Origin of the sequence: Moorena sp. SIO4G3 (assembly GCF_010692305.1) — a bacterium.
GTDB lineage: Bacteria > Cyanobacteriota > Cyanobacteriia > Cyanobacteriales > Coleofasciculaceae > Moorena > Moorena producens_A.
This window is the reverse complement of the sequence record NZ_JAAHIG010000243.1, coordinates 1-13,916: the sequence shown is the minus strand read 5'-3', so window position 1 is coordinate 13,916 and position 13,916 is coordinate 1. Positions and strand designations below refer to the sequence as shown.

General features: G+C 44.0%; 10 protein-coding genes. 4 read left to right on the top strand and 6 right to left on the bottom strand.

Annotation, left to right across the window (positions count from 1 at the left end):
- From F6J99_RS30690 to F6J99_RS30680, 3 genes are all read right to left on the bottom strand, one after another.
- The coding region (locus F6J99_RS30690) for a hypothetical protein (RefSeq protein WP_293118612.1) at positions 1 to 1,233 on the bottom strand (1,233 nt) is incomplete at its 3' end.
- A gap of 11 nt (positions 1,234 to 1,244) precedes the next feature.
- Complete coding sequence (locus F6J99_RS30685) at positions 1,245 to 4,802, bottom strand: LamG domain-containing protein (RefSeq protein WP_293118610.1); 3,558 nt, start codon at positions 4,800 to 4,802, stop codon at positions 1,245 to 1,247.
- A 300-nt stretch (positions 4,803 to 5,102) separates the two neighbouring features.
- Positions 5,103 to 5,294: a hypothetical protein gene (locus tag F6J99_RS30680; RefSeq protein ID WP_293118608.1), complete on the bottom strand. Its 192-nt coding sequence runs from the start codon at positions 5,292 to 5,294 to the stop codon at positions 5,103 to 5,105.
- Positions 5,295 to 6,217: 923 nt separating this feature from the next.
- Here F6J99_RS30680 and F6J99_RS30675 point away from each other — a divergent pair.
- Positions 6,218 to 7,141 carry a helix-turn-helix domain-containing protein gene (locus tag F6J99_RS30675; RefSeq protein WP_293118606.1) on the top strand — a complete coding sequence of 308 codons (924 nt, stop codon included), beginning with the start codon at positions 6,218 to 6,220 and terminating at the stop codon, positions 7,139 to 7,141.
- Positions 7,142 to 7,402: 261 nt separating this feature from the next.
- Here the strand turns inward: F6J99_RS30675 and F6J99_RS30670 are convergent, their stop codons facing one another.
- Complete coding sequence (locus F6J99_RS30670; protein ID WP_293118604.1) at positions 7,403 to 9,775, bottom strand: peroxidase family protein; 2,373 nt, start codon at positions 9,773 to 9,775, stop codon at positions 7,403 to 7,405.
- A gap of 880 nt (positions 9,776 to 10,655) precedes the next feature.
- Between F6J99_RS30670 and F6J99_RS30665 the strand changes: the two genes are divergently transcribed.
- Both F6J99_RS30665 and F6J99_RS30660 read left to right on the top strand, forming a co-directional pair.
- Positions 10,656 to 10,802, top strand: coding sequence for a hypothetical protein (locus F6J99_RS30665; RefSeq protein WP_293118602.1), 147 nt, complete (start codon positions 10,656 to 10,658; stop codon positions 10,800 to 10,802).
- A 59-nt stretch (positions 10,803 to 10,861) separates the two neighbouring features.
- A complete protein-coding gene (locus F6J99_RS30660; protein WP_293118600.1) occupies positions 10,862 to 12,358 on the top strand; it encodes a sigma-70 family RNA polymerase sigma factor in 1,497 nt (498 codons plus the stop codon).
- Between the two features lie 45 nt (positions 12,359 to 12,403).
- Here F6J99_RS30660 and F6J99_RS30655 read toward each other — a convergent pair whose 3' ends face one another.
- On the bottom strand, positions 12,404 to 12,562 hold the full coding sequence (locus tag F6J99_RS30655; RefSeq protein ID WP_293118598.1) for a hypothetical protein: 159 nt from the start codon (positions 12,560 to 12,562) through the stop codon (positions 12,404 to 12,406).
- Between the two features lie 383 nt (positions 12,563 to 12,945).
- On the opposite strand from F6J99_RS30655, the gene F6J99_RS30650 reads away from it, so the two are divergent.
- Entirely contained in the window at positions 12,946 to 13,275 is a 330-nt protein-coding gene (locus F6J99_RS30650; protein WP_293118596.1) for a hypothetical protein, read from the top strand.
- 341 nt (positions 13,276 to 13,616) lie between these two features.
- On the opposite strand, the gene F6J99_RS30645 is transcribed toward F6J99_RS30650, so the two are convergent.
- On the bottom strand, positions 13,617 to 13,916 hold a 300-nt coding region (locus F6J99_RS30645), incomplete at its 5' end, for a hypothetical protein (RefSeq protein ID WP_293118594.1).

Sequence of the window (13,916 nt, the reverse complement as noted above, 5' to 3'; positions counted from 1 at the left end):
CCCCGCTAATCCACACAAAAAGTTATCTTCATCTCGTATCGAGAAGTCCTCTCCACTGGGGATAGGGGTACTCTCGTAATCGGGAACCGAGAGAGTATATTTCCCTTGGGGGACTAGATACAAAGGTGAACCAAAGATGCTATAATTCTGCCCTGGACGCTCTGCAAAGATTAGCCGACTGTCCCCATGACCATGGGGAGTGACATGGATGGAATATCCCAAATTAGTGCGATAACAAGAAGGCAAGGATAAATCCGAAATGTTCAAGTTTCCTGGCTCTACAAAGGCAAAGTAAGTGCGATCGCTATTCAAAGGTTGGAGTGGATCTAGGGCACTATATAAGGTCAGATTTTGGCTACCATCCCCCTGCTGAGAATAATGGGAAGCAGCATCGCTATCTTCCCCCAGAAAGGGATATCGATGGCTAGAAATCAGGAAGTCCTGGTCGCTATTCAATCCTGCAAAACCAGATAAGGGGTCATTCTGGTCTAGTAAGGAGTTTGCGGATTTGAAAAACATCCGCAGGGTAACATCCAGATAAACTAGTTCCTCAAAGGAGGCTGTGCCAGGAGATCGGTTTTGCAAGGTCAGGGCAAAGCTCAGGCAACCGGCCAACTCTCCGCTAAAGGGTAATGCCATCGCTTCCCCTGCTTCATTGACCTCAATCCCTTTCAGTTGATGAGCACCATAACCTGTGGACAAATAAAACGGGTCACTTTTCGGTGATTCAGTTTCCGGTGATTCAGTCTCAGTGTTAGGGAGGTTGTGTAGAGACGGATCGGGGGCAAACACAAATCCGTCTTTGGTTGCGTTCAACTGACAAGTTACACCACTAGCGATCGCTAATTCATAATTGCGGAAATTAAAAAAGGTCAGTCGCTCTACAGTATCTGTCGGGGAAAGGGTTAGGGCATGAAATCGCCAGCGAGAGACTAACTCCTCTGGGTTATCAATCCACAAAAACCGAGTATTGCGTACCGAAGGTGTAATCAGAAATTCACCAATGCGGTCGCTCAACACGGAAGGGTCTATAGCATCATTCCCTTCTAGAGCAGCTTTGAAAAATAGATATACTCCCGTCTTTATTGTCCAAGTTTCTTCCAGGGAAAGGGTTTGAGAACCTTCTATCGATCCTTCATTCACCCAAAAACCAATGCTATAGGGCAGGGTAGGGTTAACGGATTCAGGTAAAACGTAGAGCGCCTGTGCTGTTGATTGGGTAAAGGTAGTCATCTGCTCACCCCCTACAGGACAATGCGATCGCCTTTGACCAGAGGCAAATCAAGCACTGGACTATCTTCGTCCAGGTAGATAAACCGATAGCTAGGTTCGTTAGACACCCCTTCGTGTAAAAGGCGACTCAACCTCGGTTTTCCGGTAGAGTTCAGTAGGGATTCTCCCAGGGATACTGACGGAATACTGACATGTTGCTCCATCAGTTGTCGTAAAGTCGTTCCCACCGGAACAAATACCGGTTGTTCCTGTAGCACCACCGTAATTTCTGGAATCACTGTTGCCCGTCCTCGGAAATAAAAGCTAGCAACGTTTGTCTTTTTATCCAGGTCTGTTACTGTTGTTGCCCCCATAATGGTTGCGGCCTGTCCGGGATCCAAGGAACCTGCAGAGGGAGCTGCCAAACTAGGATACACCAGCCGCAAGTAGGGTTTTTGATAGCCAACTTTAAAGGTATCCAGACTACTTCCAGCCCCTACCGTAGCAATATCTGTGGTGACATAGGGCTGAATTTGGGACAAAAACCCATCAAAGTTGATCATTAGGTTAGTGCCATCCCGATAACTGTTGAGGCTATAGTAAGACGTGCCACTGCCCACAAACCCTGAATTAGCCGTATATTGGGCTGGATGAACAAACTGATAGTTTTGGTAATCGACCCGTAACCGCATTCCAGCTTGCAAATCCACTGAGCCATTAACGCTATCCAAGCCGTAGTAGTAGTAGAGAATTTCCTCAACCAACAACGGCATCCGTTCAGCAATGCGGGTTTTTACCAGGGTGAGGGTACCAGCAATCAGATTACTGTTGGTATCTAGTTGAGCAATAAAGTTGTCGTAATCGGTCTTAAGTTGATCTAGCCAATTTTCACTGCTTTCCGCCGGAAGAGTGATGGTCAGGGTGCAGCTTTGATCAGCATTTTCTGTCAGGGTAAAGATGCCTGTGGTGCTGGAAATGTTATTGGACTCCGCAGCAGTGTTGAATAACTGCGGCAATGTTGTGGTTTGGGTAATCCCAGCAGGCTCGTTGCCATTGCCCAAATAAATAACAGGTTTTTCCTCCACCACCGTAAAGTAGTAGTCCGCTTGATGGCGAAACTGTTGTGCAAAGATCACATCTACTTCGGAGTTTAACCTTGCCAAAATCGCTTCCAGGATGTGATTGGGAGTCAGCGGTGGGCGGACTAGGGTAAACTCCGGCACGGTAAAGGTGTTTACCGTCCCTGCTTGATCGGTCCAATCAAAGGTTCCAGAGACTTTTGCCAAAAAGCCTAACTCAGTCAGTTCCAGGATTACAGTGGCGTTCATCACTGATGCGATCGCTACCTGGTCGATAATCTTTTGGGAGGTACCGGGTTCAAAGATTGGACCCAAGGTAACTTCAAACGGTAGAGTTAAATTTCTTTGCCCTTCCAGGACAAACTGCTCATTGCGCCACCAGCCATGAAGTACAAGGTTTTCTCCCAACCAATTGCCCTTGAGAACGACTTTCCCATCGTCAATCCCCAGGGGGTCAAATTGACTCCGTTGTTGATTGTGACGAGCAAAGAGTAGCTTGAAATCTACCGTCCAATCAAATGGGCGATAATCCCTTAATTGGGGGAGTACTAGTTCAGACACAGAGGTGATGGAAGACATCTGCCATATCTCCCCCGTGCTATCTGGTTTCAGGAATAGACTCAACCCCTCTAGGGTATTAATTTGTCCTAATCCGATTTGAAGGTCTAATTCCGGTGAATTGAGGGCAAGTTTACCCGGCGCATCGGCTTGAACTGCCGTAAAGGGAATTGACGTTTTCCATAACGTGCTATCCACTTGTCCCCACTTAAAGTACCAGGTTGGGGAGGTTCCAGGTTCTGATTGCCATTCCAGGGCAATCTTGGTGAAGTCAAACTCAGGAGTAACTTCCCGGATTTCAGAGGTGTCAACCTTAAGATTGAGCTTAGACTCTGAATAGTGCTCTACATCCAGCATACTCTCCAAAGTCAGTTGAGCAATTAGGGGTTGGTTCAAAGGACTGGGCATATTAGTCAGCGTCAGGTTGCCCAAAATTTCAATGGTGGGGTAGTAGCGCTGGTAAATCGCCTCTGGTGTCAGGGCAGAGTCATAAATTGCCACCTCGTAGAGTTCCCCTTCCCAAGGGAAATCTTCATTCCTTGGGAAGTTGCCCCTGCGTTCGAGAAATAAAACATCATTTGCTAACGCTAACTTAACAGCAGGGTGATTTGTCCAAGAATTAAGCTCCTGATCATCCCTATCTTTCCAAGGAGAATCCTCCTCATCATCCCGATTTTTCCAACGATTATCCTCATCATCCCGATTTTCCCAACGATTACCCCTCTGATTCCTATTTCTCCCACGATTACTCTGCTGATTATCGCTATTAATCCATTTTGAATTGTCTAGGGTTCCATTGAGATACAACTTGGGATTATCACTCTCATCCCCCAAGTTATTCTGTGAGAAAGTATAGACAACATAGGTTAGCTCGTCGGTTGTTACTGTGTCGGGACTTGTGGTCAGGATTTGCCAATATCGGTTTCTATCATTAGTGTTGGTGCGCAATAATAGCACACTATACTCGTCGTGATGGTAGCAATCCCCCGACCAGGGATTGCCATAATCCTTTAGCCATTCTGAATCCCCTTGAGCGAGAGTCACATAGGGATTTTTAGGATCTTCGGATAGAGTCACGACTATAGCTGGGTATTTTTGACCCGTTTTGCTAGGCTTAATCCAGGTTGCAATAGTGATTTCGTTGCTCTCTTGGAATGCCTTGATCAGTTTGCTAGCAGAACTTAGGTTTGCCGCTTCTAGGGTGGCATTTTCACTCTCGATCAAGCCATCTTTAACAGCAATAGACCCTAATCCCCACTCCACTGTTTCTGGCTCCGTTTGAATCCGTAAGTCGATAGCGGGTGCATCTTCGCTATTCCTCAAGGAGCAATCATAAACCCATTCTCCCGACTTTTCTCCAAACCAATAGAGCACCTGGGGTTGAAGAGGATTTGATCCAGGTTTCACCGTAAAAGTGGTCAACTCTAAATTGCCCCAGGGTTGAATTGGGATTTCCTGAGGATTATTAGGATTGTAATTAAAAATCAGTTCAGAGCCATCGCTCAACCCGGCCTCAAGGACAATATCTTGACCAGAGAAAACCGCCGTCACTGTTCCACTGACCGTGGCGGTTTCGGAATTAAGTTGCTGGGTAAAACTCAGATTTAAATCTTTGAAATGGGTTGAGCCTTCGGGACTAAATCCAAAAGAGTCAGTAGATTGAACCCCTAACGTAAATGAATCGCTGTTGTAGGTGAGTCCAATAGTATAAAAGGCATCGAAAGGTGAGGCGGGTAATCCCGGTAAGATTAGGCTAGCTTGATAAAGGCTCTTATCAAGGGTTTCTCCAGGTTTGAGAATTTGTGCAACTGATGATTCTGCTAGAAACTCGGAGATTGTTTGTTTGCTATAGCGTTCCTTATCGAGTCCCTCAGGAATTGTAATCCAATAAATCTGGAAACCAGCCTCAGCATCAATCTCATATTTAAAGTAGTACTCAGAACCTAGACTCAATAATGTTATAAATCCGTATGCGAGCATAAAAAATCCCTTGAATTCTATGTAAGGATTCAGCAACGTTGGTTATGGAATCAAAGAAGGAGCAAGTGCAGTTTTATCAAGCTGAGCCGGTTGAGCTTGCTCAACAAAATCTATCACAGACCACCCCTAAGCAGATCATGTTTTTTACTAAACTTAATATTTACTAAACTTAATAAATTAGCCGATAAATTAGCACTATCCTGAATATATTCCCGATACCGAGAGCGACTCCATGTTTTTCCTGGATGTCCTTGAACTCTGCCTATTTTACGTTTACTTTTTTATCCTGTATCTTGTTTTTATTATTTCTGCTTTTCCGTTTTTTTGACTAGGTCTGTTGATGGCGGTTTTGATGAAATTTTGCGTTATAATTCTACTCCTTACAGCCAATTTATCTATTTCTTCTTTCAGTTCTTCTCTTGTTGCTTTCTGCTGAGCTATAGCCTTCGCTACAGTAATGAGCATTTCTACCACTCCCTCCTTCGGCAACTGCTTGAATCGTTGTTGATTTAGTTCTATCGGCTTTTATTTGGTCACGATCGCAATACTATCTCTTTGTATCGCTCTTGTCAATACCCTACACCCTAAATCCTTACTTTAGTCGGGGTAAAAAAAATGACTTGGCAGTTAAAACCACCGTGAAAATTTTAAATTTTGTTCCCAACATGTCTTTTATTTGCTAAACTTTGATTAGTAGAGCGAAACGATAAAACTTTGATTTTGCTTTAGGAAATAACAAGTTAATATACTGCTAAGTATTATAAAAACAATAATAAAGTTTACCAAAAATAATCTTGGCTTATAAAAACCTTATTAAAGCATAAATTTACGATAAATAAAGCAAACAAAATCATGCCTGAAATTATTGCCAAAGATTAGCTGATAATTCTTAAGCATATGCGCGCTCGCGGACGCTACACCGAACAGCATTCAGCCGTTGGCCAAAGGCCACGCTACACCGAACAGCTGTCAGGCGTTGACTACGGTAAGGGAATAGCCAACGGCTGAATGGTTAAAGTAAGCCAACTCAACGAAAGGGTAAAGACTCACACTGATATCAAGTTGGGGTCAAACATATAACTTCCTCTTCCAGCAATCTCCCCATCTCCCCATTTCCCCATCTCTTTATCCAACCAATCTACTCTCTTTGAATGCAACTCGGTATAACCTGGAAATCCCCCAGCGCAAGGATTGTTCCTGCCGGGGGAGGATGCCAACCGAAACGATACCCTAGAATGAGAGAGTTTTCCTATGTCATCAGCAAATTCGATATATTGTTAATTTTTGATAATTTTTAATAAGTTCTATGGTGAGATGCCCAAGAGATGTTAGTATCCGGTGTTTATGTATAAAAATTGTTAACGTGGATTAATGGGTGGAGAGATTTGGTGAGCCACTTAAGTCTAGAGCAAGAGGAGCAACTCCAGAAAATAGGGACCTATCTCAGCCAACTCAGGCAGGAGAAATCTATACCTATTGAGGAAGTCGCTAACAAAACCTTTATTCGATTGCATATATTGCAAGCCCTTGAAGCAGGGCAATCGGAGCCGTTGCCCGAGCCAGTTTACATTCAAGGCTTCATTCGTCGCTATGCAGAGTTTCTCAGTCTAGATGGTCCAGGGATAGCCAAAACGTTTCCAGTTAATTCTGGATTGTCCTTGAACACCGAGAACACCGAGAACACCGAGGAAAGCAATAACACCAAGAACACCGAGGAAAGCCAGCCTGGTGCCTTAGTCTTGTATAGCAATACCCCCTCACAAGAGAAATCTCAGACTCTAATCTCTGCTCAAAAGATTCCTAGGATTGTAGCCAAAAGCAATACTGTTAAGACCGTAGCCAAAACCATAGAACCCTATTATCCTTACATCATAATAGTAAGCTTGGTCAGTGTTGCTGGTGGACTAATTTATCTACTCAACACCGTGTTCACCTATATCACTAATCAACAGATCGAAAACTCATCCGTTGCTCAGGAGCAGACAACCCCAGATAAACCAGAACAACCAGCACCAGCCCCTAAGCCAGAACCTAAACCACCCCCCACACCCAAACCCCCATCTAATCCATTAATTAAAGTACGCTTGAGTATTACAGAGCAAACTTGGGTACGAGTGGTAGTTGATGGCAAAATCGAGTTGGAAGAAACCTTACCGAAGGGATATCAGAAAACCTGGATTGCTAAACAAAAACTGACTGTGAGGTCAGGGAATGCGGGAGGTGTTTTGTATAGTGTGGATCAACAGCAACCAAAATCCCTCGGGAAACGTGGTGCTGTTGTACAGAGGAGTTTTAGCTTAGCTGCTCAGTAGATTAGTGGAAGTAGCTTGTAGGGTGGGCAAAAAGCGATGCAGCGCGGTCTTGGGGGTCTCCCCCACTCGCTATTGCCGTGGTTTCCCCCACTCGCTATTGCATCAAGACACCCTTTGGTTATGGGTGAGTATTCTAAGCATATGCGCTACGCGCACGCGTGCGCGTAGCGCATATGCTTACTGAGTATTCACGATTAGATTACTTTGCCCACCCTACTTTAATTGGTATTTTTTTTCTAATCATTACTGATTGATGAACCATTATAAAATGGTAAGGTCAATCACTAGATCGTTAAAGTCGCGATCGCTTTTGTCACTGTCATTACCACTTAAATCTTCAAAGGCGAATGTGAATGTGTTGTCACTCCCATTTCCAAGTTCAAGCATATGGGTCATGCCATCACTGTTAGCAGCTGTGAAAGCAAAAAATACCTCAGAATCACCATTTTCAACATCATCCAAATCCCCATCTGTAACCAAGTAGGGAGCTAGGAGAGATCCACCAGGAAGAGTAACATCAAAATTCACTGTGGTCAAGTTTTCGTCTACCTTGAATTCAGCCACGCTGGCATCAATAGCAGCTTCTGCATAACCCTCTTGGCCAGGAGTAAGAGATTGACCCGTGATCGGATCAATTATCGTTCCCTGTTGATCAGCAATTACATAAAAGCCAATTAAATTGTCATACTCCGCCTCTCTAGTCACAGTTGCTGTAGCTTGTCCCGACAAGCCGGTTAAATCTAGCAGTCCATCAGAGGAGGGATTGTTATCGGAGCTGATCAAGAAAGCATTGTCTTGAATTGTAGTAATTTCGGTGTTGAGCTTGATAATGTCAGCAAACGTAACTTGCTTTATGGCTGCAATTTCCTCTTGGGTAAAGAAACCGCCATCCTCAATCGGTCTCTCGAACCAAAAGCGGTCAGCATCCCGTATCCGCTCGTATTGCTCCCATAGCATTGCTTGAATAGTTTCTCCGGCACTGGATGGAGCAACAGCATCTTCTGCAAACAGCCCAATCAATAAGTCGATATCTTCTACAGTGTGGTAGAGGTTTTCGAGAGTATTTGCCAACTCTGAATTTGAAGTAATTTCGGCAAAAGTAGTCACCCGTGGTAGACCGAGACTTGTTCGCACTTGGTTATAGTCAGCCAAACCATGATCTCGTCCCCGTTGCTGATTAGCAGCGTAAAGGTCAAATCCGATCGCACCTGGTACTAAAGCGTTGCGCAGGTCAAAGACTACATTAGTATCAACATCTTCAGTAATTGTTTGACTCGCACCGCGCAAGATATTATCTATATCGCTACTATTATTGATATTAGGTGAATTAAATGTGCTCAGTAATTGCAAACTGGTGAGATTACCATCAGCATCAATAGTATCTATACGGTTATTGGTTTGGGTATGACCAACACGAAGACCAGCAGCCGCAAATTCACTAGTGATTTCTGGGGTTTGATTAGAGTTATAGCTGCTGTAGTCCGTGATCACATTACCCACCATCAGGGGGAGCCACTCGTACAGAACAATAGCTTGATATTGGGCAATATTAATCTGGCGAGAGCGTTGATATATCTGCTCATCTGTCCAGTCAGGATGAAACCGATAAAGTTCTTGAGCAAGGCGGTTGTGGTTACGCATCCAGAGGGTATGCTGGGATGCCAAACTATCGTTCTCGTTAACTCGTGTATCCCCCGCTAGAAAACCCACATCCATAAAAGCGCCTTTACCACTGATCAGTTCTCCATCAGCACCTGTGATGTTAAGGGGTAACAAGTCATCATTAGTGGTAACTGTTTCATCCGAGAAGACGTTGAGCTGACCTTCTGAAAAAGCACGAATTGCTTGATATTCTTCTTCAGTAGACCCATAGACTACAGAAAGATCAAGCCAAGAGGTAACAGTATTAATGGCTTTTCCTGGGCTCCCAGACTCCCCAGTACCGCTGAAAAACGCATCCCGTTCAAAGTCAAACTGCAATCCACCATCTGCCTGTGTAGAAATTTCTTGAGTGGGAGGAGTGTTTGGTGGAAAATTCGGGTCATCGGCTGGAATGTCAATGGGGAAATTGAGCAATTCTAACCGGTTTTGGTTTTCTTCTTTTGACCCATTCGCTGCTAAATCAGTGTCGTGGTTGACGAACTGACCAAAAGCCCAAATAAAAGCGCTTAAGCCATTACCATTGGGATCAGACTCTCCCTCCTCTAGGTTAGAAGTGGCATTGCTGATCACTCGGGTACTAGGGCGATCGGATGGGTTAAGCAATACAAAGGGCGCATCAGATACATTGCTTAAGCCCTCTGTATTGGATATGACGTTAAATCCCAATCCATTTAATCGGTCTGCTTCGGCTTGGGTAAATATGGGAATGGGTTGGCGCGTAACAGTATTGCCATCTATACCGATCAGAGCATTGCCTTCTGCATCAAATGCAATACCCGCCGGTGACTGGATTCCGTCTTCATACTCAATTGGACCCAAACGCAGCAAGGGCGTATTAGGGATTCCCAAAGAGACTTGGTCTAAATTATTCCTACTGCCGTCGATCAGGCGAATGGTAATCCCTTCATCATTTACAACTAATGTGCTGTCGGCAAATGGGTCTCGTTTAAGAACACTGTTGAAATTTTCCATAACAACTATTTAAATAAACTTAACGTCTTATTTATAAGAGTTCCCAACCGTAAGGAAAAAATCCTAGAGGTTAAGTTAAATTAGGATGTTTTGTTGTACAGCTGACACTAGAATCGACCCCTGAAAGTATTACTATTTTTAGGTAGTTTTATGGTTGACCCCTAGGATTGATTGTGCTTAGCTGACAAACGTCACGAATAAAGAGCCTGTTACTTTTATAGCTCCTGAAATCTTAGACTATAGATTTTATAATTGCTAAATTATTTTATATTTTTTTTAATTTAAGATAGTTTATTCGATCAACTGGAGTATTTTAACAGGTTTTATTCGATACCAAATTAAGTTACCGTGAGAGGATTGTAAATACTTTTATCTGCTCTATATCAAATCTTTAATTCTCTGATTAAATTTATTTGATACTTTTACATTTTCTACCTTTACCTGATAGGAGCTTCGGAGCAGGTAGCAGGCAACAGGCAACAGGCCAAAAAACTTCTACACAAATTGCTATAGCGGAGATTTCAGAGTATTACTTTTTTTTAGGTGTAATTTGTTTAATAAGTTTTCGCCCATTTAAACGATATTTGATTAAATAAAAAAAACTGAAACTATTCTGGCTTATGCCTTATACCTTATACCTTATGCCTTCTGCCTTGGATCCAATACATTTTCCTTATTACCAGCTGATGTGGTATGATAATATTTTTACTTAGATAAAGTTAAAAAAAGATAAAGACAAGGCTTCAATAAAATTTACAAAAATCCTAACTCAAGGGATGACTGGACTTGACGGCTTAAGTTGACTAACGTTACTTGTTTTACTTGGCCGAATAGGTCAGACTTGTTTTCGGTGCATCTGACTGTCTTGATGCAATAGCGAGTGGGGGAAACCCCCAAGACCGCACCGGTAGTCGCTCATGGGGGGAACCCCCAAGACCGCGCTGCCTTCCCAAGACCGCGCTGCATCGCTTTTGCAAAAACACTAGGCTCGAATACTGAAACCCCTATTATCTCGTTAGTTGAGTGATCGATTTACAAAATATGGGATCCAGCAAAATTGACTTTGGTGTTTCTACAGGTGCGCTTATGCAGCCAACAAACCAAGGTTTTCATGGCCAATGGGGCGAAAATGCAGAAAACGAATCTACCGCTGCTTGGGTGGGGTCTCTCCTGGAAAAACTGTCTACTGGAGACCGCACGGCCTTTTGGCCCCTTTGGGAACAGTATCAAGACTATCTTTACCATCGCTGCTGCAGCTGGATTGGGGGTAATCGGTCTCAAGCCCAAGATGCTCTTTCTGAGATTATGCTCAAGGCTTGGGAAAAATTGCCCAAATTTGCCGCAAAGATTACTAATCTCAAGGGATGGCTGACTAAATTTGCCCATAACTTCTGTATAGACTGCCATCGAGAAAATTACTCTGGGGCAATAGGAGTAGAAAACCTCGAAGCGATCGCACTGGCAGAGGGTAATGGCTTGGTTACTGAATTTGATACGCCAGGAAAGATTGTAGAAAAGAGGGAACTATTAGAGGTAATCCGTAGTGCTCTAGAGGATTTGCCCGAGAATCAGCGCGAGGTATGTATCTTGCACTTTGAGCAGGATTTGTCTTACCAAGAGATTGCTCAACGACTAGATATTTCCAACGATAGCGTTCGTAAACGTATCCAACGCGCCAGGGAGAAACTGCAGCAGTGGTTGCAGACGTATCTGGCTGGATTAGACGAGAAGGCTTACGGGGAGACCGCCCTTCTTGATGCAGTCGCTCATGGGGGGAACCCCCAAGACTGCACCGGTAGTCGCTCATGGGGGGAACCCCCAAGACCGCGCTACCTCGCTGCATCGCTTTTGCAGGAGATTAGGAGAGTATCCGAGCAGCAGAGTAAAGAAGAAAAAGACAGAGAAAGCGATGTCACTCCCGCTGACAAAGAGATAGAACAAGAAGACTTGGAGACAACTGAGCAGTCTTTAAGGGAAATGGGGAGATCGGGAGATGGGGAGATTGTTAGTAACGGTAATTATTCCGGCGTTGCTCAATTGAAGTATGAATGCGCGATCCTCTGGTTTTGGGAAAGCCCCCTAAATCCCCCAACTTTGCGGTGCGACCCAAGGGCGATTTACTCGCCCATTGGAAAGCGCACCGGAAGGGACTTTGAAAGTCTTGTTCCCCCCAAAATTGGGGGGCTAGGGGGGCTCAATCATACCCACAATCAGCAACACCATTATCCTGACATCAAATTAGAGACAACAGCAGAGGAGATAACGTCACTGGTAGAGCCAGAATCTGTTGCACCAAACGTAATCTCTATTAAAAAAGCTCCCAATCCCCCATCAACTAAGTTCACCAATAGCAATCCTTGCCCGATGGATTGGATAAAACCGCGATCGCCCAAAGCAATGGTAATTTCTCCACCATCCTTAGGGAATAGGAGCCAAGAGGTATCAAGATGGCAGGATCTTTCTCAGTTTCCAATCTTTATTGTTGCGAGAATTTTGTCGAAGTGGGGTACTCTCACGAAGAAACTAGAGCTAAGCAGCAATCATAAATTATATAGAGGGGATAGAGGGCCGCCAGAGTATTAATTTGTTGGCACTGTATACCCAGCCCTTTCAACATGTACAAATGTACTATTGAGTTACATGGGCTTTTAAAAGTCGAGCTGTTGAGAGATCACGATGTTTGCGATCAATAATGAGCGATCCTCGTTTCTTTAATGGTCCGCGAGGTGTTTTGACAAAACGTTTCAGTTTGACAAAACGAGCAAACTGCTGGAGCCATTTCGCCATTTGGGGTAAAGAACAAGTTTGCAGGACTTACGCACAGACTCCATGGGTAGGGTGGGCAAAACCTTGCCCACCCTACAGGTAGCGTTAAATTGAGGTATTTGCGTAAGTCCTAGTTTTAAAAGGTTGCCACAAGGAGGGCAAAAAAACAGCCGCAATCAAGAAAAATTTGTCACAAACTGCCCTCCCAGATCGTCTTATATATAGAAGCGAAAGTTTAGCCTACAGAAAGTACCAGGAGCAAAGATGACCCTAATCAGCTACCGGTGCTGCTGTGCTGATGAACTTTTGATGCTTCTAAGACTGATTGATCTCAACAGGTAGATTAAAATATGGACTTGAAAAAAGAAATGGAACGTAAAATAAACATCTGGAAGCTTGTTTCGATGTGCTTGGGTGTTGTCTTAGCTGTGTCGATGGTATTGTTACCTGTCAATGCAGCTTCTGCTGACAACATCGAAAATGGGCAGTCTTGCTTTGGGCAGGTGAGGGATAGCAAAGGCGGCGATTACATCGGAGAGTGGCAGATTGGCAATATAGCAGGCTGCGGTGAACCTCTGACGAAAATCTGCCAGCGCGGTGAAGTAGAGGGTTACAACCGAGCTCCCGCTGAAGAAGGAGATTGTTGCTATGCGAAGTGGGCAACCGGAGAGTCTTTCATAGGAAGCGTGTTTTACGACCCAACATATAAAATGTATGGATGTGAGTCTTACTAGTGAGTCCAAAGGCTCTAGCTAATTGCTCTGGAGAGAGACTGACATAAGCGATCGCTTCCCGGTTGGGTTTCGTAAAGGATGCTGTTGGCGAATTATTTCTTAATATCTGAAAGCCTTATTATGCTGTTATTGGCTTGAACATTACTACATAATGGTTTGATGAGCGTACGCGAAATCACAAGGGTTTCGGCGTGTGAAGTTATATTTCGCCAACAGCATCCGTAAAGGATTACTAGGTAATCAATTATTTCAGCTGATTTTCGCTGAAATAACTAAACCCTTAGAAATTGAGTATCTTTGGCATCGCCACTCAATAGGTTACAACTCTTAACTACTCCACGCTATCTGTAAGCCAAAGAGTGGATGTAATAACCAAAAACATCAAAGCCCCGAGAGATTCTAGTAATGTAGATCTTGTCGGGGTGTTTTTCTATTTTATAGCAATTATTATACTCATGAGGTACAAGTTTTTGGGTTTTAGGGAGCAGGGAGCAGGGAGCAGGAAGTAGGTAAGAGGTAAGAGGTAAGAGGTAAGAGGTAAGAGGTAAGAGGTAAGAGGTAAGAGGTAAGAGGTAAGAGGTAAGAGGTAAGAGGTAAGAGGTAAGAGGTAAGAGGTAAGAGGTAAGAGGTAAGAGGTAAGA

Excerpts from the sequence above, each read along its gene's own strand:
- F6J99_RS30680 (WP_293118608.1), bottom strand. The coding sequence starts at position 5,294 with ATGCTCATTACTGTAGCGAAGGCTATAGCTCAGCAGAAAGCAACAAGA.
- F6J99_RS30650 (WP_293118596.1), top strand. The coding sequence starts at position 12,946 with ATGTGCTTGGGTGTTGTCTTAGCTGTGTCGATGGTATTGTTACCTGTC.
- F6J99_RS30660 (WP_293118600.1), top strand. The coding sequence starts at position 10,862 with ATGCAGCCAACAAACCAAGGTTTTCATGGCCAATGGGGCGAAAATGCA.
- F6J99_RS30655 (WP_293118598.1), bottom strand. The coding sequence starts at position 12,562 with ATGGCGAAATGGCTCCAGCAGTTTGCTCGTTTTGTCAAACTGAAACGT.
- F6J99_RS30670 (WP_293118604.1), bottom strand. The coding sequence starts at position 9,775 with ATGGAAAATTTCAACAGTGTTCTTAAACGAGACCCATTTGCCGACAGC.